The sequence below is a fragment of the Gallaecimonas aegicerasi genome, from assembly GCF_045291545.1.
In the GTDB taxonomy this organism is placed as follows: domain Bacteria; phylum Pseudomonadota; class Gammaproteobacteria; order Enterobacterales; family Gallaecimonadaceae; genus Gallaecimonas.
Genome location: NZ_CP149514.1, coordinates 871,267 through 894,429, shown reverse-complemented (window position 1 = coordinate 894,429; position 23,163 = coordinate 871,267). Strand labels below are relative to the sequence as shown.

Below are 23,163 nucleotides of genomic sequence, written 5' to 3'. Positions count from 1 at the left end.
TGAAAGTCTTACTGCAAAGGTCAGGCCAACCCGTTTAAAGAGGCAGGCTGACACCCGCATCACGCAACTTCGCCAGCTTGTAGCGCAGCGTCCGCGGGCTGATCCCGAGCTTGTCGGCTACCGCCTGGCGTGAGCCATTACAGGCTTCCAGTGCATCAATGATGATCTGTGCTTCCTGGGCCCGCAAAGAGCCGTTTAAGCCGTCATCACTGCTGCTGGCTAATGGCACAGCCATGGTGCTTTCCATCAGTAGTTGCTCGCGGCCAATCTGGTCACCGTCAGCAAGGATCAGGGCCCGTTGCATGACGTTGTCCAGTTCGCGGACATTGCCAGGCCAGTCATGGTTAAGCAGTTGCTGTTGCGCTTCGCTGCTCAGTACCGGCACAGTACTTTCGCTGTGCCGTGCCAGCAGGTGCTGGGCCAGCGGGATGATGTCATCCGGGCGTTCTTTGAGCGCCGGCCAGGACAGCGGAAACACATTCAGCCGGTAGAACAAGTCTTCCCGGAACTGGCCATCACTGACCGCTTCTTTGAGGTCACGGTTAGAGGTCGCCAGCACCCGCACGTTGAGTTTGATGGTTTTTCGGCTACCCAGCCGCTCTACTTCCCGCTCCTGCAGTACCCGCAGCAATTTGGCTTGCAGGCCCAAGTCCATCTCGGTGATTTCATCAAGCAGCAAGGTGCCGCCATTGGCCTGTTCAAACTTGCCCGGACAGGCCTGCACGGCGCCGGTAAAAGCGCCTTTTTCATAACCGAATAGCGTCGCTTCAAGCATATTGTCAGGAATGGCGGCACAGTTAATTGCCACAAACGGCGCTTCGGCACGGGCTGAGTGCTGATGCACATACCGCGCCAGCACTTCTTTACCGCTACCACTGGGGCCTAGGATCATCACTGTGGCATCAGTCACAGCGACTTTTTCCGCCAGTTTCAGCAGGGCCAGACTCTTGGCATCCGCCACCACCGGGCCACCTTGCTGAGCATGCTCATCCAGGGCATAACGGCTGACCATATTGACCAGCACTTGCGGCGCAAAAGGCTTCGCCATGTAATCAATGGCACCTAGCTTCATGGCTTCAACGGCGTCATTGACCTTGGCATGCGCCGTCATCAGCAACACCGGCAGAGCCGGGTAACGGCTGCGCAGATTGCGCAACAGCTCCATACCGTCCATACCGGCCATCTGTACGTCAGAGACCACCAGTTGGCAGGGCTGACGCTTGAGAGTTAACAGCGCTTCATCACCATTGTGGGCGGTGACGGTTTTAAAGCCCGCCAGCTCAAGGGTGTCTACCAGCGCTTCGGTCAGCGCCAGGTCATCCTCAACAATCAAAATACGGGTCATACCGCCTCCTTGAGCAGTGGCAGAAGTAAACAGATACGCGCCCCCTGCTCACCGTTAGCCACCGTCAGGCGGCCACCATGCGCGTGGGCAACTGCACGTACTACCGACAGCCCCAGGCCGGTGCCGTGACTTTTGGTAGTGAAAAAGGGGTCAGTCACCTGTGCCAGCACATCTTCGGCAATACCGCTGCCGTCATCATCCAGTTGCAGTTGCAGTTGCTCGTGTTGCTGGCGAACTTGCAATGACAAATGGCGAGCACCGGCTTGCAAGGCGTTATGCACCAGATTTGACAGGGCCGATACCAAAGCCTGCTGAGCACCGAGGATCCGGCAATGCTGGGCATCACCACTGATGGTCAGCTGGGCCTGGTGTGATTCGAGCATCGATTCCACGGCACTGTTCAGTTCGCTCAGGATGTCACTCACCACCAAGGTGTCAGCTACTTTTTGATCACCACTTTTGGCGAACAGCAGCATATTGTTCATCTGGCTTTCCAGATCTTTGAGCCGCGACATCAATTTTTCTGAGAAGCGTTGGTGAGTTTGCTGTGGCAATTGATGATCCAACTGCCCGGCATAAAGCATTGCCGCCGACAACGGCGTGCGGATCTGATGGGCCAGTGAGGCAACCATCCGCCCCAGCGAAGACAACCGCTGCATGTGCGCCATGCGAGTCTGCATCGCTCGGGTTTCAGTAAGATCAGAAATAACAATCAGCTGGCCGGGCTCACCGTCCAGCGGGCAAATATCCAGTTTGACCCGACGACCATTGACCAGTGACACTTCTGCGCCATCGTCAGCCTGCGGCCGAAATGCCCGTTCCACCACACGAACCCAAGGCTGGTCCTGTAACGGTTCACCCAGCAGGCTGACCGCCATGCTGTTGGCATCACGTACCCGGCCATTGCCGTCCAGCACCACCACACCTACCGGCAGGATGGCCATCAGTTTGTCGAGTCGCTGCGCCGACGGCGCAATATCGGGATACCAGTTTTCTGCTACTGCCATGAACGAGCCCTGCATTGAAGACAAGCGTAGACTCGCTAATGCACGGCTCATGCCAAAAGTTAAACGACTGAATTTAAAGACTTTTTAATGAAAGAAAGGGAGGTGCCAGAAGTTTGACACCTGCTTTTTCAGACTTTGTTGAGGCCGTATTTGCGCATTTTTTCCACCAATGTGGTGCGGCGCATGCCCAATAAATCAGCGGCATGGGCTACCACATTATTGGCATTGAGTAAGGCCTGGCGGATCAAATCCACTTCCACGTCCGCCAGCATTTCTTTGAGGTTGATACCGTCGGGAGGCAGGGTCGAAGCCGCCCCACTGCCGTTGGTCATCATGGCCGGCTCCGGTGTGCTGTCACTGAAAATCGCCATCAGTGCTTCACGTTCCAGAGCATCCTCGTTTGCGGAATCGAAGTTACTGATCTGTCCGTACTGGTAAGCTTTCGGCAGATGGCCAGCATCTACCTGCTGGTTGGGATATAAAATGAGCATTCGCTCTACCAGATTGGCCAGCTCCCTGACGTTACCCGGCCAGCCATGTCGCGCCAGCGATTGCATCGCTTCTTGCGAAAACTGTACGGTTTTGCTTTCTTCAGCCTCAAGGCGGGATACCAGCTCCTGGATCAGCAGCGGAATATCCTCCGCCCGTTCGCGCAAAGCCGGCATTTCAATCGGAAAAACATTGAGCCGGTAGTAGAGATCTTCTCGAAAACGCCCCTGCTCTATCATTTTTGGCAGGGCCCGGTGGGTTGCCGCAACAATACGTACATCAGCCTTGATGGCTTTGCCGCTGCCGACCCGCTCAAAGGTTTTTTCTTGTAGTACCCGCAGCAGTTTAACCTGCATGTTCAGCGGCATATCGCCAATTTCATCAAGAAACAGCGTGCCCCCCTGCGCCAACTCGAAACGGCCTTTACGGGCAGCAACAGCACCGGTGAAAGCACCCTTTTCATGACCAAAAAGTTCACTTTCAAGCAACTCTGGTGGAATAGCGCCGCAGTTCACCGGTACAAAGGGGCCGTCCCGGCGCGCAGACTGGTAGTGCAGGTTCCGGGCAACCACTTCCTTACCTGTGCCCGACTCCCCGAGGATCAACACCGATGCCTCCGCCGGTGCCACCTGGGAGATCATCTGCCGCACCTGCTGCATGGGTTTACTTTTTCCCACCAGCGAACGGAACAGCCGGGTACTACTATCTGTACCGTTATAATGACCTTCACGAGAAAGCATGCGGTGGCGTCTGGCCAGCACTCGCAGCAGTTCCTGAAACTGGCTCAGCCGAAAAGGCTCGGCCAGGGTTCCCAGGTAAAGTGGATGCTGTGTTTCCGGCGTCCAGCCAACAGTGGCATAAGGGGTAGTGGCGTGATTGAGCCACTCAACACTGATGCCGGCAGCAGCAATAATGCCCGAAAAAGCGTGCTCGAAAGACGCACCCTTGGCCTCTTGCGGCGACAGGGCCTCACACTCTTCGCCGATGAACTCCATCAGAGTCATCAGCGTTTGGCGACGCTGTTGGTCGGCGTCAATGACCAAAAATCCTAACTGGGTTTGCATGCCGTACTAAACCGTTTGTCCGTTTTGGTGCTGCGTTAAGACTGCAAGCTTTTGTTATAGTGAAAGAAATGCATTTGCGCTCGGAATCGTTCCGAGAAGTATGATGCCGATCCGAGTCGCTAGATGCCAGCATTCAGGTAGCATTAATTCAATTATTATTGCTCTTGCGTTCTGGCGTGCAACTTGCTTGGCCTGTAACGTCCGTATCCAGGGAGAAGCTTCATGTTTGATAATGCGTCCATTTTGGTTACCGGTGGCACCGGCTCCTTTGGCCACAAGTTCGTACGTCAGGTGCTGGCCCGCTATCGCCCTAAGCGCCTGATCATTTTCTCCCGCGACGAACTCAAGCAGTTTGAGATGAGTCAGACTTTCGACGCGCCCTCAAGCAAGTTCCCGCTGCTGAATATAACCCTACTGAATGTATTCGCACCAATATCACCGGTGCCGAAAATGTCATTCAGGCGGTACTGGCCAATAACGTAAAAAAGTCATATCGCTGTCGACTGACAAAGCCGCCAACCCGGTAAATCTCTACGGCGCCACCAAGCTGGCATCAGACAAACTGTTTGTTGCCGCCAATAATATGGCCGGCCGGCACCCGACGCACTTTTCGGTGGTGCGTTACGGCAATATCGTGGGCTCACGAGGCTCTGTGGTGCCCTTTTTCCAAAAACTGGTTGAGCAAGGCTGTGACCACCTGCCCATTACCCACAATGACATGACCCGTTTCTGGATCGCCCTCGATCAAGGGGTTGATTTTGTGCTGGATAACTTTCAACGAATGCAGGGTGGAGAAATTTTCGTACCCAAAATCCCGTCGGTGCGAATAACCGACCTGGCAACCACCATAGCACCTCAGTTACCGCAAAAAGAATAGGGATCCGCCCCGGGGAAAACTTCACGAAGAGATGTGCCCTGCCGATGATTCCTATCACACCTATGAATTTGCTGACCATTACATCATAGCCCCGTCTATTCGTTTCTTTAGCCGTGACAATGACTTCAGTTGCAATGCCATGGGGCAACAGGGGCAGTTGGTCGAATCCGGATTTGAATACAACTCGCTGAATAACCCAGACTTTCTATCGATAGAAGCGATCCGGGCAATGAATGAGCAGGTACTGGCATGATCCCTTACGGTCGTCAGTTTCTGGATGACGACGACAAGGCCGCCGTACTGGCGGTATTAGAAGGCGATGTTCTCACCCAGGGGCCACTGGTTCCGCAGTTTGAGCAAGCTGTGGCCCGCTACTGCGGTACCCGTCATGCGGTGGCGGTTAATTCAGCAACCTCAGCTTTACATCTGGCTTGCCTGGCACTTGGGCTAGGCCCGGGAGACCGACTATGGACCAGTGCGATTTCCTTTGTCGCCTCCGCCAACTGTGGCCGTTACTGTGGTGCCTCAGTGGATTTTGTGGATGTTGAGCCACACACCGGCAACCTGTGCCTGCAAGCACTGGCAGATAAGCTGCGCCAGGCAGCTCAACAAAACACCTTACCCAAGGTACTGGTGGTGGTGCATCTGGCGAGACAAAGGGCGGTCAAGGCGACAAAAACGCGCGCTTTCACCGCCTGTATAAGCAGGCTATTGACGTTAATCTGCACTATATTTCGCTCTCCAACCAACTGTATTTTAAGACTCTGGGCCAGCAGCCAAGGCACTACCCCGGAGCCCAGCAGTACTATCGTGAGACCGCTGTTCACTGCCATGAGTGCATAGCAGCAACAATAGGTACTGGAGGCGCTGGCATGACCGTCACCATTATTCAGGCCCGCGGCGGCTCCAAGCGCAGACCGTACCGTTTTTAGCTCCGTATGCAATCTGCACGGATCAGAACTACTGGCGCAGGCCGACCTGGCGTTGTAGGCCGGTGGTTCCAGCCACTGGTGGACTGGGCCGTCAAACATGCCACTGCAGGCTTGGATCGTATTGAACCACTGGGCCAAGCATTGGTTTTTGATCCGGTATGGGACGGGGTCAATCTGCTCCAGCAGCTCAGCCGGCAACTGCGTTAAGGTAGCCTTGATATTAGGCCAGCACCAGCGCTGGCCGCTTTGTTGTTACTGTGGTGCCAGTAAGGTCATCAGTTCATAATCAAAAAAGTCAGCCAGCCCCAGCCAATCCTGGCGCTGTTGGCAATCCAGCATCTGTTGCAGGTACTGGGCCAGCATCGGCGCGTGCTCTGCTGGCACCACTGCCGGTAAGGCTTCCAGCGTGCTCAGCATATCCATGGCACCCTGGGTGTGCATGCCCAGCCGAAACAGCGTGGCCAACCGTTGACATTGGCTGGCCAGTTCAGTTGCACTCATGATGCCTCCGTGAAAGCCGGGTGGAATACTGCTCCAGTGATAAGCGCGCCGTCACGGCTGGTGTTATAGAACGTCACTTGTCCATGCTCGGCAATAAAGCGCTCCACACCACACAGATAGCCGCGCAGATTACGCAGCGTGGCCACTCGCTCACCACGACCATTAATGGTCCATTCCTGGGTATCATTGGCGCCCAGTCCCAAGGCACCATCAGCCCAGCCGGCATGGGTCTGCTGGCCACTAAAGGCAAAATCGGCACCGAATAAAACCACTTCCTCGGCTCCCATATTGACCGCCAGATCCAACGCCGGGTGGATCACACTACCGTCACTGTACAGGCTGGCGTAGCCCAGATTGTTACGCAGGGTGGCAAACTGCGGGCTCCCCGTTAAGGCCAAATAGCGAGGCCCGGGCCAACTGGCCAGCAGTTCAGTATTGGTGAGAGGAAAATAAACCAACGGGCAAGCACATCCAGGCAAAATGGCCGGGGTGATTTCCATGTCCAGTGTGACCACGATGTCCGGAGTGATCCCCTGCTCTGTCAAAGGTTTGACAGCCGTATCCAGCGCAATCAGGCAATCCCGGTTCTGCTTGCTTTGCAAGGTTGCGTAATGCTTGGCCAAAGACGGCCCGGGAGCGGCAATCCACACTCGCCGCGTCTGCTGCGAAAATAATGCCGCGACGTCCTTATCATCGCGAAAGAAGGCCTGATTATTGGCCAGTATCGCGTTCATTCTCGGCTGCTGCTGGGCTTGTAAGCCATTGACGTAAGGCACTTCCAGTTCCGCGACTATGCGATCACGTACCTTGGCTTGTGACTCCGCCACCAGTACCAGCTCAGCAGGATACACGGCGAACGGCACGATAATATCTGCTTGGTTGTCGGCAAGGTGCAGGCGCACACGTTCATCATTAAGCCAGTGGCGTTGGTCCAGCAGGCTCAATACCAATTTCAATAGCGCGGCATTGAGAATATAGACATCCAGTTGGGTCAGTTGCTCGCTGGCCAACAGCACCGCTTGCAGATCCCCAAGGCCAGTACCGTACAAGGTGGCTTCATGGCAATCGACAGGCAAAGCCTTTGCCTGGAGTTGCGCTTCACTTTGGCGGCCATGGCGGCTGGTAAGCTGTACGCCATCAATACGCAGGGTACTGTCCAGCCCTTCCACCAGTTCAACCCGTTCTACGGCAACCGCTTCGATACGTGCCAGGTGGCTGGCAAGCATTGGCCAGCGCCGGCGGATCACTGCCATGTTGTCGTCAATAAATGCATTCATCGCTTTATCCGGGGCCGTGCCATAACAGGCACTGCATCTGCTTTAACGGCCGAGCAGGCTGTTGAGGGTGATGTTATCGGTTTGCCGGTAGCCCTGGCGGTAATAGCCTGGGATCTGCTCAATAAACTGCTGGTAGATCGCAATACCTCGCGCAAAATGCGTCAAGGCTTGCTGCTCGCTGTCAGCATCAAAGAGGATACGCTTGAGCACACTCTGAAAATAGGTCACCGACCCTTCCAACAGTGCCAGCGTGACCCAGTTTTCCTGTTCAGGATGCAGGTAAAACTCATCGTAGATGCGATCCAGCAATTGGTCGGCCTCGGCTCGACTGGCTACCGGCTGGCGAGTCTGTTTGAGCAGGGCTTCACAGAAGGCTTCCAGACGCTCTGCATCCGTTTGGCGCAAATAGTGCGCCAGCAGCGCCGGGTCATCAGGAATGTCGGCATGGCTGTCTAGCACCTGCTGGAACAACCGGGTTTTATCCGCCAGCGGCGAAAAGGCCAGGGTATTGGCATCACAAGGCAGGGCACCATGGATCATAACCCCGTCACTGCAGTTAAAGCAGCGTACATCAGGGCGTTCTTCCAATAACCGTTGTAAACAGATCCGGGACAGATTGAAAAAGTCATTGGCGTAGAACTGACCACCAAAGTTGCCATCGAGCAAGTGGGTCTTTTCCACCCAAAACAGCTGTTCATCCTGGCCACTGGCGTCGTAATACATGCTTTTTTTCGAGTGGTGCGGCCCCTCATCGCGATAACCCAGATCCACACCAAACAGATAAATCTGGCTGAAACCCAGTGCCGTCGCCATATAAAGAGCGGTATTGGCTACCGTTGGCGACACATTATCGGCCGGCGGGTGGCCGGCTTCAACAAACCCCTGGTAACTCATCAACGCCAGAGTGCTGGGCTCATTTTGTTTAGGCACTTGTAGCACCCGCGCAAACTTTTCGGTGACGTCCGGGTGGACAATACCAGGGCACGCCAATGGCAAAGTGTTTAACAATGCGTCGTCACCTACCCGGCTAAGTACATCCAGGGTGACCCGGGTACGCTCCTGCTCACAGTGCAGATCCGGGGTGATACCGTGGCCACACAAGGCCTTGAGGCCACTGCCGCAGGAAATAATCACCGCATTGGGCTGGTTGTTACGAATAAAATCCGCGTGCTTGTCCAGTGATGGGCCATTGGCACAGATAAAAACCGGCACATTCATCAGCGCGCGGTTTTTCGTCGCAGTAACCTTTACAAACGGATACTGACGTTCAAGGTTAACGCCCTGATTGGCCACCGCCAGCATGCCGTCGTCAAAAAAGCCCCAGCCATTGGTAATTTCAATAAGCCGCGCCCGATATTCATCCAGTGCCAGTTCAATCTGCGGTGATAAATAGTGAACGAACCCAAAGGTTTTTGAAACGTTATAACGACCACGGTGCAGCAGTTTGTCCATATAACTGTCAAAAAAGCTGCGGGCATCGATGCCCAGGCACAAGTGTAAAGTCGTACCCTGTTCGTCCAACTGCCGCAAAAGGGTATCCCAGCGACAGGTAAACAGGCTGGCCAGGAAGATATCGAGATCAGGCTCAAACAGATAGAGGTTTTTAATGCGGTGGTTAAATGCCAGTAGCTCCAGCGGATAGCCCAGGCCAATACCAAACAAGATCAGCTCTGGAACCACTTCCGGCAACATCGCCTGGCCGCGCCCATTCAGCACATCCTGATGCACCTCCACCATACGGTTAAGGTAATCGGAGTGCAGATACCCCTGTGGGTTATGCGGGTTCAGTTGGATCGCCAGCTCAGCAGCATTCGGGGCAATAACAAAATCTTGATACTGCTGTATGGCCAACAAAAAAGGATGCACGTCATACAACAGCTCATGGCTGCGAACATCGCGAATGTTCACAATACCGTCAATTAAATCAATATGATAACGCTGCGGTTGGTGGCGCTGAATAACCGCGTGGACATCCGGAAAATACTCGGCAAATGCCGCCAGGTTGGCTGCAAAACACGAAGCCAACTGATGCTCATGCGCGACCAGCAATGACATATTTTCTGCCAACCCCGTCAGGTCCTGACCATGACGGTGGCGTTGCTGCATCTGACGGATGGTATCTTCCAGCGAAGCAATTTCCTGCTGGAGTGAAGAGTCTAAATCATTCATTGAAAAACCTGTCTGTCAGGCACGGTGGGATATCACCTGGTACTGCTTGAGGGCTTGCTTAGTGCGGGTCTGACGCAATAAAGCGTCAGCGGCTGTCGACTTATTCTGCAACAGCTTCGGCAGCACCTGCTGATCATCCGCCAGTATCTGCTCGGCCAATTGCCGGAAGGCTTGCTCATGGCCGGCCACTGCCGCCATGCAATTTTCCAGTGCCTGCTGGCGCTGGTTCAACATTTCCGGCAGTGCTTCCAGTTGCCCTTCGGCCACAGCCGCCAGTGCTTGCTGGTGACAGCTCAGCACCTGGGCTTTGGCCTTATCAAAAACGTCCATCAGGCCGTCTCAGATTTACGGCTAAGCTGTTCCAGCCCTTCGGCCTTTTTGTCCTCAGGCATATCCCGCCAGGCATCGCGCAGCGGTACAAACAAGTCAATCAATTCATTAATGATGGCCACATCACGGCTGGCGCTGGCCTCGATCAGACGACGGGTCATCAGATCGTAAAAGTTATCAAAACTTTGAGACACTTCCGGTTCAGCATCGAAATCCAGCGAGCCCTGCAAGCCACTGATCAACGAAACGGTTCGGTTGATCGCATTGGACTTACCCTGGATATCATTACGCTCAATACACCCTTTGGCGATGGCCATGCGCTCAAGCACACCGTCCATTAGCATCAAGATGATCTGGTGTGGATCGGCCTCCAGCAAGCGGGCATTTTTGTCGGCGCCCTGATACTGCTTGATATTCATTCTCATGGTGTTTCCCCTAACTGCAGTGATTAGCCGCTGCTGCTACTGGACACTTTCGGTAATGACTTCAGCGCACTCGTCAGGTAGTCACCTGTAGACTGATACTGCGCAACAATCTGGTCGAGACCGTCAAAACGAGTCCGCAAGGTTTTTTCGTAATCGCTCAACCGTAGCTCCAAATCATCACGCTGTTTGCTGATATCGGCCAGTGAGTCATTCAATGATGTCTCTTTCTGAGCGATAGCGCCATTGTTCTGAGTATAGGTATCCAGAACACCGTTCAGTGATGTAGCCAGCCCATTAGTTCCTGCAAATAACTGGCCAAGTTGGGAAATATTGTTATTGATTGCGTCTTGCAACCGCTCAGCACCGGACGGGCCGCTGCCTACCCCAACATCTGAGATCGACATGGTGCCGTCGTTATTAAAGGTAATACCAGCCTGGTAGAGGTTATTCATGTCCGTGGGCTGGCCACTGACAGTCCCCCCCAGCATGGTTTGCATCTGTGACGACAACTGCCGCACCAAGGGGTCAAACGCCAGCGGGCCATTGTCCGGGTCACTGAGCTGACTCAAGGTACCTTTTAGACTGTTATAGCTGTCGACAAAGTTTTGCATGAGATCGGTAACAGCCTGCGTATCGCGGCTGACCGTCAGGGTATTGGCTCCGGTAGTCTGCTTTTGGGCAGTAATGGTCACGCCCTGAATGGCATCTTTGTAGATATTGGATGAGTTGCTTACCACTGCACCATTAATGGTGATTTGCCCGTCCTGGGCGCTTTGCTGCGATACCAGGTTGGTCGACAAATCAGCCAGGCTGGCATCACCGGTATAACTAACCGATAACTGATTGGCAGCACCAGTGGTTGATGAGCTCAGCACCAGCTGTGAACCACTATCGCTATTAATGATGTTAGCGGTGACCCCCAGGCTATTAGCCTGGCTATTAATATTATCTCGGATATCCACCAAGCTATCGGTAGAACTCACCGCGACATTGACGCTGTTACTGCCAACCTGAAAGCTCAGTGAGCCGCCGGTGCCAAAGGTAGTGGCTGAACTGGCAAAGTTTGTCGATGCCAGGCGGCTACCTGTTGCCAGTTGCCCCACTTCAACCTGAAAGCTGCCATTACTGGCGTTGGTTGTAGTCACGCTGAAGGCGTTGGTGTCCGGGCCAGTAATATCAACTTTCGATTGATCAAAAGAGGCCGCATCAGCCAGTTTACCTAACGTTTCCTGGAACGTTGCCAGCGCCGCTTTGAGTTTACCGACCCCTGACAGCTGCGTGTTGAACGTATCTTCACGCTTGTTCAACAGCGCTTCTTGAGGCTTTTTCTGAGCATTAACATAGACATTGATAATGCTTTCCAGGTCTAACCCGGAGCCAATACCGGCATTGGTAATTGCTGCCATTGTCAGCCTCCTAAAAACGCTGTTGTTGCCTGTTAGGCATTGTTATCAAAAAATATGCCGATTTTTTTACCCAACTCATCGCGCAATTGCTTGACCCGTTCGGCAATTTTCAACACTTCTTCTGCAGGTATCTGGCGGATCACGTCATGGGTTTTTGAATCGGTCACCTTGACGACCATGGCCCCGGACTTTTTATCCGTGGAAAACTGCAGGTTATACCCTTGCACATTCACAAAATCCTGAATGGTCTTGATGGATGATGTGACCTGTTCCGTTGTGGCTTTGGCATTACCCGCCTTGTCATTGGCGGCCTGGGGAGTCGGCACCAGTTTTCCGGCAACAACATGACCGTCGCTTTTTTTCAGCGTCGGCGTGCTGGTGTTGGCATTACTAACGCCATGTTGAGGCAGTGTTATCTCAGTCATGGTGAAGCCCTCAGTACCCTTAAACGCAAAAGGATGGCGTCCTCGTTCGAGGCGCCATCCCTGACAGTGACATCCTTGTTACTGGATTAACGGCCCAGCAGTGACAGCGCAATTTGCGGCTGCTGGTTGGCCTGACTCAGCATGGAGCTGGCAGCCTGTTGCAGCACGGTGTTCTTGGCCAGTGTAGCAGTTTCAGACGCGTAGTCAGCATCGGTGATCCGTGAACGCGAGGCTTGCAGATTCTGCGAGGTGTTCTCTTGCGAACGAATCACAGAACTGAAGCGGTTCTGACGGGCACCCAGGTCAGCACGGGTAGTGTTGACGGTTTTGATGGCTGTATCCAGTGTTGCCAACTGTGCCTGTGCGTCACTGAAAGTGGCGATACTGGCGGCACTACCCAGACCTACAGAACTAGCAGTGAAGTTGGTGCTGATAGAAATTGAGATGGTTTGACCAGCGTTGGCACCAATCTGGAACTTGGCACTGTAAGTACCGTTCAACAGTTTCACACCACCAAACTCAGTTTGGCCGGAGATACGAGTCAGTTCGTCTTTCAACTGGCCGAACTCAGTGTTCAGAGCGGTACGGTCAGCAGTACTGTTAGAACCGTTAGAGGACTGAACAGACAGGGTCCGCATGCGCTGCAGAATGTTGGTATATTCGCTTAGCGCACCTTCGGCAGTCTGAGCCAGCGAGATAGCGTCGTTGGCGTTACGTACACCTTGGTTCAAACCGTTGATCTGAGAAGTCAGACGGTTAGAAATTTGCAGGCCGGCAGCATCGTCTTTGGCGCTGTTGATACGCAGGCCAGAAGACAGACGCTCATAGCTGGTTTGCAGTTCGTTGGTTGAACGGGACAGCACACGCTGTGAGTTAAGGGATGCGACGTTAGTATTTACATACAAAGCCATGATGAAGTCTCCTCGAGTATACAGATAGGCGTGGTGACTTGGCTTTTTTGCCCCGGCTCACCGGCCGCCACATTTTGCTCACTTTCTGTATCGCCGGACTCAGAGAAAACTTTTATAACAATTTGCTATAAGAAAACAAAAAAACAGAACCAACCGTCAAGGCTGGTTCTGTATCTGCTTTTCTTGCGTAGAGCACTATTACTGTTTGAGCAGTGACAGTGCGATTTGCGGTTGCTGGTTAGCCTGGCTGAGCATAGAGCTGGCAGCCTGCTGCAACACGGTATTACGGGCCAGCGTGGCCGTTTCTTCAGCATAGTCCGCGTCAGTAATACGCGAACGCGAGGCCGACAGGTTCTGAGCGGTGTTTTCCTGTGAGCGGATCACCGACGAGAAACGGTTTTGCCGCGCACCCAAGTCTGCCCGCGTGCTGTTCACCGTAGTCAGAGCCGTATCAATGATCCCCAATTGTGCCTGCGCATCAGAGAAGTTGGTGATCACTGAGGTGGATGTCAGGCCTACGGCACTGGCCGCGAAGTTGGCACTGATAGAAATCGAGATAGTTTGGCCAGCGTTGGCACCGATCTGGAATTTCTGACTGTAGGTACCGTCCAGCAGTTTTACCCCACCAAACTCGGTCTGCTTGGAGATCCGTGTCAGCTCGTCTTTGAGCTGCGAGAACTCTTTATTCAGGGCAACACGGTCGCCGGTACTGTTGGAGCCGTTAGATGATTGCACCGCCAGGGTACGCATCCGTTGCAGAATATTGGTGTACTCACCAAGAGCACCTTCTGCGGTTTGCGCCAGCGAAATACCATCATTGGCGTTACGGGCAGCCTGGTTAAGGCCATTGATCTGCGCCGTCAGACGGGCGGAGATCTGCAGGCCCGCTGCATCATCTTTGGCACTGTTAATGCGCAGGCCTGACGACAAGCGCTCGTAGCTGGTCTGCAGGGCATCGGTTGAACGTGACAGCTGCCGTTGCGAGTTCAGCGAGGCCACGTTGGTATTCACGTAAAGTGGCATGATCCTCTCCTTCGATATGAAGTTTTACTGTTTCAGCGCAACGAACTGCGCTCACACTTTCTACAAAGCAATCGTCGTGCCAACTAGTTTATGTAATTAAACAAAGACAACTTATTGACGGTCTGAAAACCGGAATAAGCCGCTTGCATCACGGTTTGCTGCTGTACAAGACGAGAGACCGCTTCACCGATATCCACCTCGGCGATATCAGCGCGGGTTTTCTTGATATTGACCTGTGACGATTCCCCGGCGCTTTGCAGGGCATCGATCACATTAACGCGACCACCGATCTCCGATTGCCCGGCAACGACGGCGTTATAAGTATCTTTGGCAACCCCTTGCACATATTCGGCAGCTTTTTGCCGCTGCTGGGGATTAAGGCTGCCGTCTCGCAGACTGCTGGCGTAATCCGTCAGCACATTGAGAATGTTGTCCCGTTTCGGCGGCTGCAGGGTAATATCGGCACTGGCCCCGGCAGCACCACTAAGGGTGATATTCAGGCCATTAAAGTTGATGGCCTGATTCGGCGTATAGTTGCCGCTGGCCAACACATTGCCGCCGCTGTCAGTGATCTGGTAGGTATCAGGTACGCCGGCGCTGGTGCTAACGCTAAAGGTGTTAGCCGCCGGGGTATTGGGGTCATAGTTGCTACGATAAAAGTTATTGAACTGGCCTTCGTCAGCTACATCACTGGTGACGGTGCCACTCCCCCCGGTCAGCGTTGCAGAGGCACTCAGAACCGGCGGCAAATTCTCAAACACTTTGAAGCCAGGAAAGTTGGCATCAATACTGACCGCATTAGCCACCTGGATTTTCTGTGTGCCCTGGTCACCCTGATACACATATTTACCCGCGACCAGCTGGTAAGCGGCGGTATCACCCTGGTTACCGGAAAAAATATAAGCACCGTTGGCGTCCCGGGTGTTCATGGCGTCCATCAGTTGGTCGCGCAAACCTTCCAGTTGATCAGCAATGGCCTCCCGGTCTCCCTGGCCATTGACACCATCACTGGCCTGAATGAGCAAGGTACGTACCGAATTCATGGTGTCGGTCATATTCGCCAACGTAGTTTCAGCTACCCCGAGTCGCGACTTCAGAGTGTTACCGTTATCACCGTACTGTTTTGACACCGCATACTGGTTATCCAGACGCAGCACAGTACCGGCCCCGGCCGGATCGTCGGCCGGCTGGCTGATGCGTTGTTGTGAACTGACCTGGTCGCGCAGTTTCACCAGACTTTGCTGAGAGTCGAGGATGTTAGTGAGCCCCGACTGGAAAATCATCTGAGTAGAGATCCGCATGGGCTTAACCTATGGCTTGCATCAGGCTACTGAACACGCTCTGTGCGGTAGAGATGATCCGCGCAGACGCCGAGTAGGCTTGTTGAAACTGGATGAGGTTGGCGGCTTCTTCGTCAAGATTGACTCCCGACACCGCCTGCAAACGCCCTTGGCTTTCATCATGCAGTGCCTGAGCCGCCTGCTGCTTGACTTTCATGGACGCCGTTTTGTCACCCACATTGGTCACCATGGCGGCATAGGCATCAGCCATGCTCTGCGAGGACTGCGCCGAGCCGGCAGCGCTGAGCCTTACCACACTTTGTGTTTGCAACTGCGCCAGCTTAAGACCATTGGTGTTATCTGAACTGGCCGTCATAGCGCCGGTAGCACCATCCAAATTAGGGCTGATGGTGAACTCGTCACCCGCCGCCGGTGTACCGGAGAGCTTTATCGAAAACCCATAATCAAGCGGTGGTGCCGGTATGGCCGTATTGCTGTCAAAGGCAGTCGGGCCGCCGATGGTGTTACCCGACTGGTCGTACAGCTGGTACTGCGAGGCGCTGAGAAACACCACCTTGCCTGGCGCAGTGTTATCCAACAGCGGCGGCGAACTGGCGTTAAAGCCGGAACTGGCCGGATCAGTGTTGGTGACATTGAGCTCACTGAGCTGGGCGCTGCCAAGGTTACTGCTGCCTTGGGTGACTTTTACCGGTGACGCTAACGCCAGTTCTTCCGGGCGATTAATGGCCATGCTCATTTGCGCTGCGGCATCGCGGGTAGGCTTGAGCACAAAGGTGTCACCGGCAGCAAAACTGCCCGGCGGCGTTGCCGCAGAAAAGTCAATTTGCAGGCCATCAACAGTTGCGTTGGCAGGCAAGGTGCCCGAGGCCAGCGTCGAGGACGCATTGCCCTGCTCATCAATGGCCTGAATGTTGTAGTCAGTAGCCGAGGTAAAGACGATACGGTAGTCCTGATCGGTCACCTTGGTGCCATCAACCACCGTCGCCGTTACCTGATGGCCGGCACTGGAGTTAGAGGTAAAACCGTAGGCCGTGGCCACCGGTAAATTAAAAATGTTCTTACCCAGCTGGCCATTGAGATCCAAGCCCAGTTTATTTTGCTTGTTAAAGGCGTCGCCCATGGCCAGGGCCATTTGCCCCAGCTGCCGCTGTGCCGGTTCCAGCACCTGCTGACGGTACTGGCCCAGGCCACCAAGAGTGCCCCCCATTTGTTCCGGGGTGGTGGTAAAGGTTTGGTTGCCCAACGTTACCGCCACATCCAGACGGCGCTGCTCCGGATCGCCAGGTTGTGCTGACAGCTGCGCCTTACTGCCCGGCAGCACCAGCGCCTGACCGTTAGCCATGGTGACGTTAACGGCGTCACCGGTGGCGGGTGTTACGCTGACTGCCATTAAATTGGACAGCTTTTTAATAAAGTTATCGCGCTGGTCCATCAGGGTGGCGCGTTGGCTGGAGTTCTGTGAGCTATTGACCGAAGACAGCTGCTGATTCAACTGGTAGATGTTGTTGATAAGACTATTGGCCTGGTCAACCTGGGAGCTGAGCTGTTTATTCACTTCTTGTTGCTGAGAAGAGAACTGCTCGGCCTGGCGTTGGTAAGTTGCCAGCATATTTTTGAATTCAGACAGCACCAACTGGCGGTTCGAGACCGAGCTGGCATCACCGTTCATGGTATTGATACGTGAAAAGAGGGTTTGCAGGCCGGCACCGACCCCGGTCTGGGCATCACCCAGCTGCTTGTCAGTACGGTTGGCCTGATCCAGGTAAGACTGGGTGAACCCCAGGTTGCTGGTATCAACCCGCAATTGATTCTGAGCAAACTGATCAAGCTGGCGGGTCACATCAACCCGCGCCACACCACCCAACGGCTCGGCTACCGACTCGGTACGCTGGCGCGAATAACCGTCGGTATTGACGTTGGTAATGTTGTTACCGGCAATGTTCAGGGCCAGCTGGTTGGCATAAATCCCTGAAACGCCGATGCGCATCATGTCATTAGACATCAGGGTGCTCCTTTACTCAGTGCCGGGTGCCCCAGCACCTGCAGAATCTTCTGGGCGTAATGGGGATCGGTGGCATACCCCGCCCCTTGCAGCTCTTGCAGAAAGCGTGCCGGTTCTTTGGCCCACTTCAGCGCCTGCTGATAACGGGGGGAGTGCTGGAGCAGCTTGACGTAGTCGGCGAAGCTGTCGGCCAGGGAATCATAGGCCTTGAAGCGGGCGGTTTCTTTCTTCGGCTGGTTGCCGTTGTACTCCAGTGTTACCGCTTTGACGCTGTCACCCTGCCAGCGATTACCAGCCTTGATATTGAACAGATTAAGGCTGGAGTCGCCATCGGCTTTACTGAGGACTTTACGGCCCCAGCCAGTTTCCAGTGCCGCCTGCGCCACCAACACGGCCGGGCTACAGCCAAGGGCGGCAGCCGCTTGCCGGGCATAAGGCAGAATGCTGCCCACAAAGGCTTCAGGACTACTGTCAGCCACAGGTTTAACGTTGCTGTGCTCGACTGACGTCACACTGCGCGAACGGTTAACAGCCGGTTTGGCTTTGACCGGCAAAGACATTTCCTGACCGCTTTTAGGCGCCAAAGACACCGTACTGTGGATAGTATCTTTGGGAGTCAAGGCCGAAGCCGGCATCAGTGTCTTACCGTCCGGGGCCAGCTGCTGGGCAATGATCTTAGCCAGCCCCAAGCCACCATCTTGCGACAACTGCACCGCCAACTGCTGGTCCTGCATGTCGCGGTAAAACTTCATGGTGTCGCTGTTAAAGGGGCTGTCTTTAGCAAACACTTCATTGGCTTGGCGCATGGTTTTGAGCAGCTGGCGCACAAACAACGATTCAAACTGGCGCGCAGTATTAAGCAACGCGTTCTTGTCGTTTTTCTGTGCGCCTCGACGCAAAGCATCAAGACCGGCCAGATCAGTGTAAAGCCCCGCCCTGTTCATATGACGATAAGCTCCCCAGACAAGGCCCCGGCCTGCTTCAAGGCTTCCAAAATGGCCATAATGTCAGACGGTGCGGCACCAACCTGATTCATCGCCCTGACCAGATCCTGCAAGGTTGCCCCAGGGTTGAAGTAAAACATCCGCGCCTTGGTTTCTTCGGCTTTGACATTGGAGTTAGGTGTTACCACCGTCTGCCCCTGCCCCAGCGCATTGGGCTGCGACACCTGCGGGTTTTCAGCAATGGTGACCGTCAGACCGCCATGGGTAATGGCCGCGGGTTTGAGCCGAACCTCGGCGCCCACCACAATGGTGCCGGTACGGGAGTTAACAATGATTTTGGCGGCTTCGGTTGCCGGCTTGAAATTCAGGTTTTCCAGGGTCGACAAGAAACTGACCCGCTGATCCACATCCCGTGGAGCCCGCACTTGCACAGAGCTGCCATCGAGCGCTTTGGCCACCCCTGGCCCCAGTAACTGGTTAATGGCATCTTCCATGCGCTTGGCAGTAGTGAAGTCAGGGCGGTGCAGGTTGAAAGTGATAAAGTCGGAGTGGGCAAAAGGCGACTGCACTTCCCGCTCAACAATAGCGCCACCGGGGATACGCCCGGCGGTCGGGGTGTTACCGACGATTTTCGAGCCATCAGCCCCTTCAGCACTGAACCCGGAAACCAGCAGGTTACCCTGTGCCAGGGCATACACCTTGCCATCAACACCCCGCAGGAATGTTTGCAACAAGGTACCGCCACGCAAGCTTTTAGCAGAACCTACCGACGAAACGGTAATGTCAATCTGCTGGCCCGGTTTGGCAAAGGGCGGCAGCGTCGCACTGACCGCAACCGCCGCCACATTCTTGATATTAAGCCGCTGCCCGGGCGGCATCTGAATACCGAAATTACGCAACATTGACGCAAACGACTGCTGGGTGAAGGTGCTTTGCTCACCGGTACCCGGTAAGCCCACCACCAAGCCGTAGCCCACCAGCTGGTTATTGCGAACGCCGGCAACATCGGCCATGTCCTTGATACGCTCAGCATGTGCTGGCAACACCAGCAGACACAGCAACAGCCATAAACGTTTCATCGCCAGACTCCTTAAAATGGCCACAACGGCGAATTGAAGAACCGTGACAGCCAGCCCTGATGCTGCACATCACTGAAAGCACCGGTACCGGAGTACTGGATGCGGGCATTGGCAACACGGGTTGAGGAAATGGTGTTCTCGGCGCTGATGTCGTCCTGGCGGATAATACCGGTCAGGCGAATGAACTCGTCGCCGTTATTGATGGTCAGCCACTTTTCGCCACGCACCATCAGGGTGCCGTTGGGCAGCACTCTGATCACATTGACTGAAATGGCCCCTTTGAGCTGGTTGGCCTGGTCGGCATCCGACTCCCCTTTGAATTGGTTTTTGCCGTCAATGCCGATCCCTAAAGTATTGCCATTAATGGTGACCGGTTTACCCATCACTGTGGGTGACGGTAAGTCCACCTTGGAGTTTTTCTTCAGCTCGGTGGTGGCCGATTTTTTGGCGCTGGTATTTTCTTGCAGCATCACCGTAATAATGTCGCCCACCCGAGCGGCGCGACGGTCTGAATACAGGTTCTGAGAGCCGGCGTCATAGAACAGCGATCCCGTGGCCGCCAGCGGCTTGGTGTCGTAAGGCGGTAGCACCGGCGCATAGTTCGGGTCATCGGGAATAGGTTTGGGGTTATTGCTGGTGGCACACCCCGACAGCAATAACAGCACACTCAAAGCCAGGCTACGCATGACGCCTCCTTACAGCTGCTGGTTGACGTACCCCATCATCTGATCCACCGCCGAGATCACTTTCGAGTTCATCTCGTAAACGCGCTGGGTTTCGATGAGGTTCACCAGTTCTTCGGTCACATTGACATTGGACGTTTCCAGCGCCCCTTGCTGAATGGTACCGAGGCCATTAAGGCCCGGAACCCCTTGCTGCGGGGCACCTGATGCGCCGGTTTCCTGGAACAGGTTGTCGCCGACTGGTTGCAAACCCTGTGGGTTTACGAAACTGGAAATATTCAGCTGCCCGACCACTGTTGGCTGTGGCTGACCGGCGATCTGTACGGAGACCTGGCCGTCGGTGCTGACACTGATGGACTGGGCATTTTGCGGCACCGTGATAGCCGGCTGAATTTGATAGCCGGAACCAGCTGTTACCAACTGCCCCTGGTCGTTGAGCGCAAACTGGCCATTGCGGGTGTAAGCCATGGAACCATCAGGCTTTAGTACCTCAAAAAAACCCTTACCTTCGACCATCATGTCCAGGCTGTTATCGGTAGTCAGGCGGTTCCCCTGGGTAAAGGTTTTCTGCGTTGCAGCTACCTTGACACCGGTACCAATCATCAGCCCCGCCGGCAGCTTGGTGTTCTGCGATGACTGCGCTCCGGGCTGATGAACATTCTGATAAAGCAAGTCTTCAAAAACCGCCCGGCTTTTTTTAAAGCCGACGGTGGAAGCATTGGCCAGGTTGTTGGAAATGACCGAAATGTCGGTTTGCTGGGCATCAAGGCCCGTTTTTGAAATCCACAATGCTGAATTCATCTCAGTCTCCTTAGCTCAAACGCATTGAGTTGGTTTGGGCAGCATCCATGTCTTCGGCGGTTTTCATCATCTTCATCTGCAGCTCAAACTGGCGTTGCAGATCAATAAGCGCCGTCATCTCATCAATCGGATTAACGTTGGATCCTTCCAATGCCCCTTGCAGTAAGGTGACATTAGGGTCAGCCGGCGCAGTGGTGCCGTCGTTCATGCGAAACAGTCCGTCTTCGCCTTTGTTAAGATTTTTCACATCGGGGTTAACCAGCTGGATGCGCCCTACGACTTGAATGTCTTGAGCCGGTGCGCCTTGTGGCAAGGCACTGACGGTTCCATCGGCGCCGATCTCCAGCTTCTGATAAGGCACGGGAATGGCGATAGGGTTATTGCCGTCGCCCAGCACCAGCTGCCCCTTGGCCGTTTCCAGCAGGCCAGTCTCGCTGATCCGCAGATTACCGGCCCGGGTGTAGCCTGGCTGGCCATCAGCGCCTTGCACCGTCAGCCAGCCTTGACCTTCCACAGCTACGTCCAGGCCACGACCGGTGGTCTGGATAGGGCCAGGCTCAAAACGCTGGCCGGGATTTTCGGTCATGGCAAAGACCCGACTGGGCATGCCGTCACCATAGGCCTGCATAGCGCGCGCCTGGGCAAAGTCCGCTTTAAAGCCGACAGTTTTAGCGTTAGCCAGGTTGTTGGCCCGGACACTCAGGGCATTCATGTCCTGGTTGGCACCGCTCATAGCCAGATAAACGAAGCGATCCATTGGTCGATCCTCTGTCACCTCGATGTGTGATAACTGACCAATGCAAGTGCAATGCCAATAAAAAAGCCCGCCTCGCGGCGGGCTTTTGACACTAAGCTAAGTTAGCGAATTTGCAGGATATTCTGCTGAAGTGTGTTGGATACTTCTATGGCCCGGCTGTTCGCCTGGAAGTTACGCTGTGCTGAAATCAAATCGACCAGCTCCTGCGTCAAATCCACGTTAGAGGATTCCAGCGCCCCGGAGCGGATGTTACCGAAGGTACCGGTGCCGGCTTCACCAGCCAGCGGTTCGCCGGAAGATGTAGACGCTTTCCAGTCGGTATTACCGACCTGGCTCAGCCCCTGTTCATTGGCAAAACGTACCAGTGCCACCCGGCCCAAAGGCTCAGTAGTACCGTTGGAGTAAGAAGCCCGTACCAAACCATCAGAACCCACTTCCACCCCGGTCAGACGACCGACAGTCAAGCCATCCTGGTCAATAGAATTGACCTGGAAAGAGTCGGAATACTGCGTCTGGTTGTTGTAGTTGATATCAATGGTCTGCGAGGGATCGGCACCATTATTGAGAATGGTGGCACCCAGCGGATCGGTGGTCAGTGTGGCCGGCACCGTCGGTGGTGTTCCTGGCAGACCCTGGCTGTTGAAGTTCAGCACATAGCCGTTGTAGGAAGTACCACCCCCATCGGTATAAGTCGGCGCCGAGCTGCCCGCCATGTTCACCGGGTTACCGTCCACAAAAGTGAACGCATTCCAGGTGTTAGTGGAACCGGTCGGTTTGATGTAATAGGTGGTGACGGTGTGCGACTGTCCCAGTGAGTCGTAAGTGGTTACTGACGTTGCATTGTTATAGGTCGTGGTGTCCTTCGGATCAAAGTTGGCCACGTCATGTGTAACATCGCCTGCCGGCAGGTTCAGCTTGATGTTGATCCGTGAGGTAGCCAGCGGCGTCCCTACCGCATCAGGTACTTGCAGCGACTTGGCGGTAGACAATGCTGCCGAGGCAGAGGTGCCATCCGGGTTAACCGGGAAGGTCTTCAGGAAGTTACCCTGATTATCTACCACGTAGTTGTCTTTATTGAGCTTGAAGTTACCGGCCCGGGTGTAGGTCAGGTCATTGGAGTTGACGTCACCACTCATGGCAAAGAAGCCATTACCGTTAATCGCCAAATCAAAAGTGTTGTTGGTGAACTTCATGGAGCCTTGGGCAAACTGCTGAGCCACCGTCGAGGTTACGGCACCATCACCCACTTTGGTCTTGGGGTTGGAGAAAACCGAACTGGCATAAACATCAGCAAACTCCGCTCGTGACTGTTTAAAGCCATAGGTATTGGCGTTGGCGATATTGTTACTGGTGACATCCAGATCTTTTTGGGCCGCATTCAGGCCGCTCAGAGAGATATTGAAAGACATAGTGTT

Annotated in this window: 22 protein-coding genes and 1 pseudogene; 3 read left to right on the top strand and 20 right to left on the bottom strand. The window is 54.5% G+C overall.

The genetic code is table 11. The annotated features are described in order from the left end of the window. Positions 1-34: 34 nt before the first annotated feature. The 3 genes from WDB70_RS04370 to WDB70_RS04360 all read right to left on the bottom strand — a co-directional run bounded on the left by WDB70_RS04370 (position 35) and on the right by WDB70_RS04360 (position 3,905). Positions 35-1,345, bottom strand: a complete 1,311-nt coding sequence (locus WDB70_RS04370) for a sigma-54-dependent transcriptional regulator (RefSeq protein ID WP_406666999.1) — start codon at positions 1,343-1,345, stop codon at positions 35-37. Beyond that, positions 1,342-2,352 carry a sensor histidine kinase gene (locus tag WDB70_RS04365; protein ID WP_406666997.1) on the bottom strand — a complete coding sequence of 337 codons (1,011 nt, stop codon included), beginning with the start codon at positions 2,350-2,352 and terminating at the stop codon, positions 1,342-1,344. Before WDB70_RS04365 ends, WDB70_RS04370 begins: the two co-directional genes overlap by 4 nt. Before the next feature lie 128 nt (positions 2,353-2,480). Then, entirely contained in the window at positions 2,481-3,905 is a 1,425-nt protein-coding gene (locus WDB70_RS04360; RefSeq protein ID WP_406666995.1) for a sigma-54 dependent transcriptional regulator, read from the bottom strand. A 222-nt stretch (positions 3,906-4,127) separates the two neighbouring features. Here WDB70_RS04360 and WDB70_RS04355 point away from each other — a divergent pair. The 3 genes and pseudogenes from WDB70_RS04355 to WDB70_RS04345 all read left to right on the top strand — a co-directional run bounded on the left by WDB70_RS04355 (position 4,128) and on the right by WDB70_RS04345 (position 5,625). Further along, positions 4,128-4,782, top strand: a pseudogene (locus tag WDB70_RS04355) (polysaccharide biosynthesis protein). Between the two features lie 31 nt (positions 4,783-4,813). After that, a complete protein-coding gene (locus WDB70_RS04350; protein WP_406666993.1) occupies positions 4,814-5,035 on the top strand; it encodes a hypothetical protein in 222 nt (73 codons plus the stop codon). Further along, entirely contained in the window at positions 5,032-5,625 is a 594-nt protein-coding gene (locus tag WDB70_RS04345; RefSeq protein WP_406666991.1) for an aminotransferase class I/II-fold pyridoxal phosphate-dependent enzyme, read from the top strand. Before WDB70_RS04350 ends, WDB70_RS04345 begins: the two co-directional genes overlap by 4 nt. 341 nt (positions 5,626-5,966) lie before the next feature. On the opposite strand, the gene WDB70_RS04340 is transcribed toward WDB70_RS04345, so the two are convergent. From WDB70_RS04340 to flgE, 17 genes are all read right to left on the bottom strand, one after another. Next, positions 5,967-6,215: a hypothetical protein gene (locus tag WDB70_RS04340; RefSeq protein WP_406666989.1), complete on the bottom strand. Its 249-nt coding sequence runs from the start codon at positions 6,213-6,215 to the stop codon at positions 5,967-5,969. Then, positions 6,212-7,492, bottom strand: a complete 1,281-nt coding sequence (locus WDB70_RS04335) for a motility associated factor glycosyltransferase family protein (RefSeq protein ID WP_406666987.1) — start codon at positions 7,490-7,492, stop codon at positions 6,212-6,214. Before WDB70_RS04335 ends, WDB70_RS04340 begins: the two co-directional genes overlap by 4 nt. 42 nt (positions 7,493-7,534) lie before the next feature. Then, complete coding sequence (locus tag WDB70_RS04330; protein ID WP_406666985.1) at positions 7,535-9,661, bottom strand: 6-hydroxymethylpterin diphosphokinase MptE-like protein; 2,127 nt, start codon at positions 9,659-9,661, stop codon at positions 7,535-7,537. A 15-nt stretch (positions 9,662-9,676) separates the two neighbouring features. Continuing rightward, the gene (locus WDB70_RS04325; RefSeq protein WP_406666983.1) at positions 9,677-9,991 is read right to left on the bottom strand and encodes a hypothetical protein; all 315 of its coding nucleotides are present in this window, start codon (positions 9,989-9,991) and stop codon (positions 9,677-9,679) included. After that, positions 9,991-10,416, bottom strand: a complete 426-nt coding sequence (gene fliS / locus WDB70_RS04320) for a flagellar export chaperone FliS (protein ID WP_406666981.1) — start codon at positions 10,414-10,416, stop codon at positions 9,991-9,993. The genes WDB70_RS04325 and fliS overlap by 1 nt, the downstream gene beginning before the upstream one ends. Before the next feature lie 23 nt (positions 10,417-10,439). Continuing rightward, entirely contained in the window at positions 10,440-11,822 is a 1,383-nt protein-coding gene (fliD, locus tag WDB70_RS04315; RefSeq protein ID WP_406666979.1) for a flagellar filament capping protein FliD, read from the bottom strand. A gap of 32 nt (positions 11,823-11,854) precedes the next feature. After that, positions 11,855-12,247, bottom strand: coding sequence for a flagellar protein FlaG (locus WDB70_RS04310; protein ID WP_406666977.1), 393 nt, complete (start codon positions 12,245-12,247; stop codon positions 11,855-11,857). A gap of 86 nt (positions 12,248-12,333) precedes the next feature. Continuing rightward, the gene (locus WDB70_RS04305) at positions 12,334-13,158 is read right to left on the bottom strand and encodes a flagellin (RefSeq protein ID WP_406666975.1); all 825 of its coding nucleotides are present in this window, start codon (positions 13,156-13,158) and stop codon (positions 12,334-12,336) included. Between the two features lie 198 nt (positions 13,159-13,356). Beyond that, positions 13,357-14,181 (bottom strand): flagellin, encoded by an 825-nt coding sequence (locus WDB70_RS04300; protein ID WP_406666973.1) that lies wholly within the window; start codon positions 14,179-14,181, stop codon positions 13,357-13,359. An 83-nt stretch (positions 14,182-14,264) separates the two neighbouring features. Then, positions 14,265-15,482 (bottom strand): flagellar hook-associated protein FlgL, encoded by a 1,218-nt coding sequence (gene flgL / locus WDB70_RS04295; protein ID WP_406666971.1) that lies wholly within the window; start codon positions 15,480-15,482, stop codon positions 14,265-14,267. Between the two features lie 4 nt (positions 15,483-15,486). Beyond that, the gene (locus tag WDB70_RS04290) at positions 15,487-17,484 is read right to left on the bottom strand and encodes a FlgK family flagellar hook-associated protein (RefSeq protein ID WP_406666969.1); all 1,998 of its coding nucleotides are present in this window, start codon (positions 17,482-17,484) and stop codon (positions 15,487-15,489) included. Further along, positions 17,484-18,428 carry a flagellar assembly peptidoglycan hydrolase FlgJ gene (gene flgJ / locus WDB70_RS04285; RefSeq protein ID WP_406666967.1) on the bottom strand — a complete coding sequence of 315 codons (945 nt, stop codon included), beginning with the start codon at positions 18,426-18,428 and terminating at the stop codon, positions 17,484-17,486. The genes WDB70_RS04290 and flgJ overlap by 1 nt, the downstream gene beginning before the upstream one ends. Further along, on the bottom strand, positions 18,425-19,507 hold the full coding sequence (locus tag WDB70_RS04280) for a flagellar basal body P-ring protein FlgI (RefSeq protein ID WP_406666965.1): 1,083 nt from the start codon (positions 19,505-19,507) through the stop codon (positions 18,425-18,427). The genes flgJ and WDB70_RS04280 overlap by 4 nt, the downstream gene beginning before the upstream one ends. Before the next feature lie 11 nt (positions 19,508-19,518). Continuing rightward, entirely contained in the window at positions 19,519-20,193 is a 675-nt protein-coding gene (gene flgH / locus WDB70_RS04275) for a flagellar basal body L-ring protein FlgH (protein ID WP_406666963.1), read from the bottom strand. Between the two features lie 9 nt (positions 20,194-20,202). Continuing rightward, on the bottom strand, positions 20,203-20,991 hold the full coding sequence (gene flgG, locus WDB70_RS04270) for a flagellar basal-body rod protein FlgG (protein ID WP_406666961.1): 789 nt from the start codon (positions 20,989-20,991) through the stop codon (positions 20,203-20,205). Between the two features lie 10 nt (positions 20,992-21,001). Beyond that, on the bottom strand, positions 21,002-21,748 hold the full coding sequence (flgF, locus tag WDB70_RS04265; protein ID WP_406666959.1) for a flagellar basal-body rod protein FlgF: 747 nt from the start codon (positions 21,746-21,748) through the stop codon (positions 21,002-21,004). 101 nt (positions 21,749-21,849) lie between these two features. After that, entirely contained in the window at positions 21,850-23,157 is a 1,308-nt protein-coding gene (flgE, locus tag WDB70_RS04260; protein ID WP_406666957.1) for a flagellar hook protein FlgE, read from the bottom strand. Positions 23,158-23,163: the final 6 nt, after the last annotated feature.

Coding starts and splice junctions, on each gene's coding strand:
- WDB70_RS04370 (WP_406666999.1), bottom strand. CDS start 1,345: ATGACCCGTATTTTGATTGTTGAGGATGACCTGGCGCTGACCGAAGCG.
- WDB70_RS04365 (WP_406666997.1), bottom strand. CDS start 2,352: ATGGCAGTAGCAGAAAACTGGTATCCCGATATTGCGCCGTCGGCGCAG.
- WDB70_RS04360 (WP_406666995.1), bottom strand. CDS start 3,905: ATGCAAACCCAGTTAGGATTTTTGGTCATTGACGCCGACCAACAGCGT.
- WDB70_RS04350 (WP_406666993.1), top strand. CDS start 4,814: ATGTGCCCTGCCGATGATTCCTATCACACCTATGAATTTGCTGACCAT.
- WDB70_RS04345 (WP_406666991.1), top strand. CDS start 5,032: ATGATCCCTTACGGTCGTCAGTTTCTGGATGACGACGACAAGGCCGCC.
- WDB70_RS04340 (WP_406666989.1), bottom strand. CDS start 6,215: ATGAGTGCAACTGAACTGGCCAGCCAATGTCAACGGTTGGCCACGCTG.
- WDB70_RS04335 (WP_406666987.1), bottom strand. CDS start 7,492: ATGAATGCATTTATTGACGACAACATGGCAGTGATCCGCCGGCGCTGG.
- WDB70_RS04330 (WP_406666985.1), bottom strand. CDS start 9,661: ATGAATGATTTAGACTCTTCACTCCAGCAGGAAATTGCTTCGCTGGAA.
- WDB70_RS04325 (WP_406666983.1), bottom strand. CDS start 9,991: ATGGACGTTTTTGATAAGGCCAAAGCCCAGGTGCTGAGCTGTCACCAG.
- fliS (WP_406666981.1), bottom strand. CDS start 10,416: ATGAGAATGAATATCAAGCAGTATCAGGGCGCCGACAAAAATGCCCGC.
- fliD (WP_406666979.1), bottom strand. CDS start 11,822: ATGGCAGCAATTACCAATGCCGGTATTGGCTCCGGGTTAGACCTGGAA.
- WDB70_RS04310 (WP_406666977.1), bottom strand. CDS start 12,247: ATGACTGAGATAACACTGCCTCAACATGGCGTTAGTAATGCCAACACC.
- WDB70_RS04305 (WP_406666975.1), bottom strand. CDS start 13,158: ATGGCTTTGTATGTAAATACTAACGTCGCATCCCTTAACTCACAGCGT.
- WDB70_RS04300 (WP_406666973.1), bottom strand. CDS start 14,181: ATGCCACTTTACGTGAATACCAACGTGGCCTCGCTGAACTCGCAACGG.
- flgL (WP_406666971.1), bottom strand. CDS start 15,482: ATGCGGATCTCTACTCAGATGATTTTCCAGTCGGGGCTCACTAACATC.
- WDB70_RS04290 (WP_406666969.1), bottom strand. CDS start 17,484: ATGTCTAATGACATGATGCGCATCGGCGTTTCAGGGATTTATGCCAAC.
- flgJ (WP_406666967.1), bottom strand. CDS start 18,428: ATGAACAGGGCGGGGCTTTACACTGATCTGGCCGGTCTTGATGCTTTG.
- WDB70_RS04280 (WP_406666965.1), bottom strand. CDS start 19,507: ATGAAACGTTTATGGCTGTTGCTGTGTCTGCTGGTGTTGCCAGCACAT.
- flgH (WP_406666963.1), bottom strand. CDS start 20,193: ATGCGTAGCCTGGCTTTGAGTGTGCTGTTATTGCTGTCGGGGTGTGCC.
- flgG (WP_406666961.1), bottom strand. CDS start 20,991: ATGAATTCAGCATTGTGGATTTCAAAAACGGGCCTTGATGCCCAGCAA.
- flgF (WP_406666959.1), bottom strand. CDS start 21,748: ATGGATCGCTTCGTTTATCTGGCTATGAGCGGTGCCAACCAGGACATG.
- flgE (WP_406666957.1), bottom strand. CDS start 23,157: ATGTCTTTCAATATCTCTCTGAGCGGCCTGAATGCGGCCCAAAAAGAT.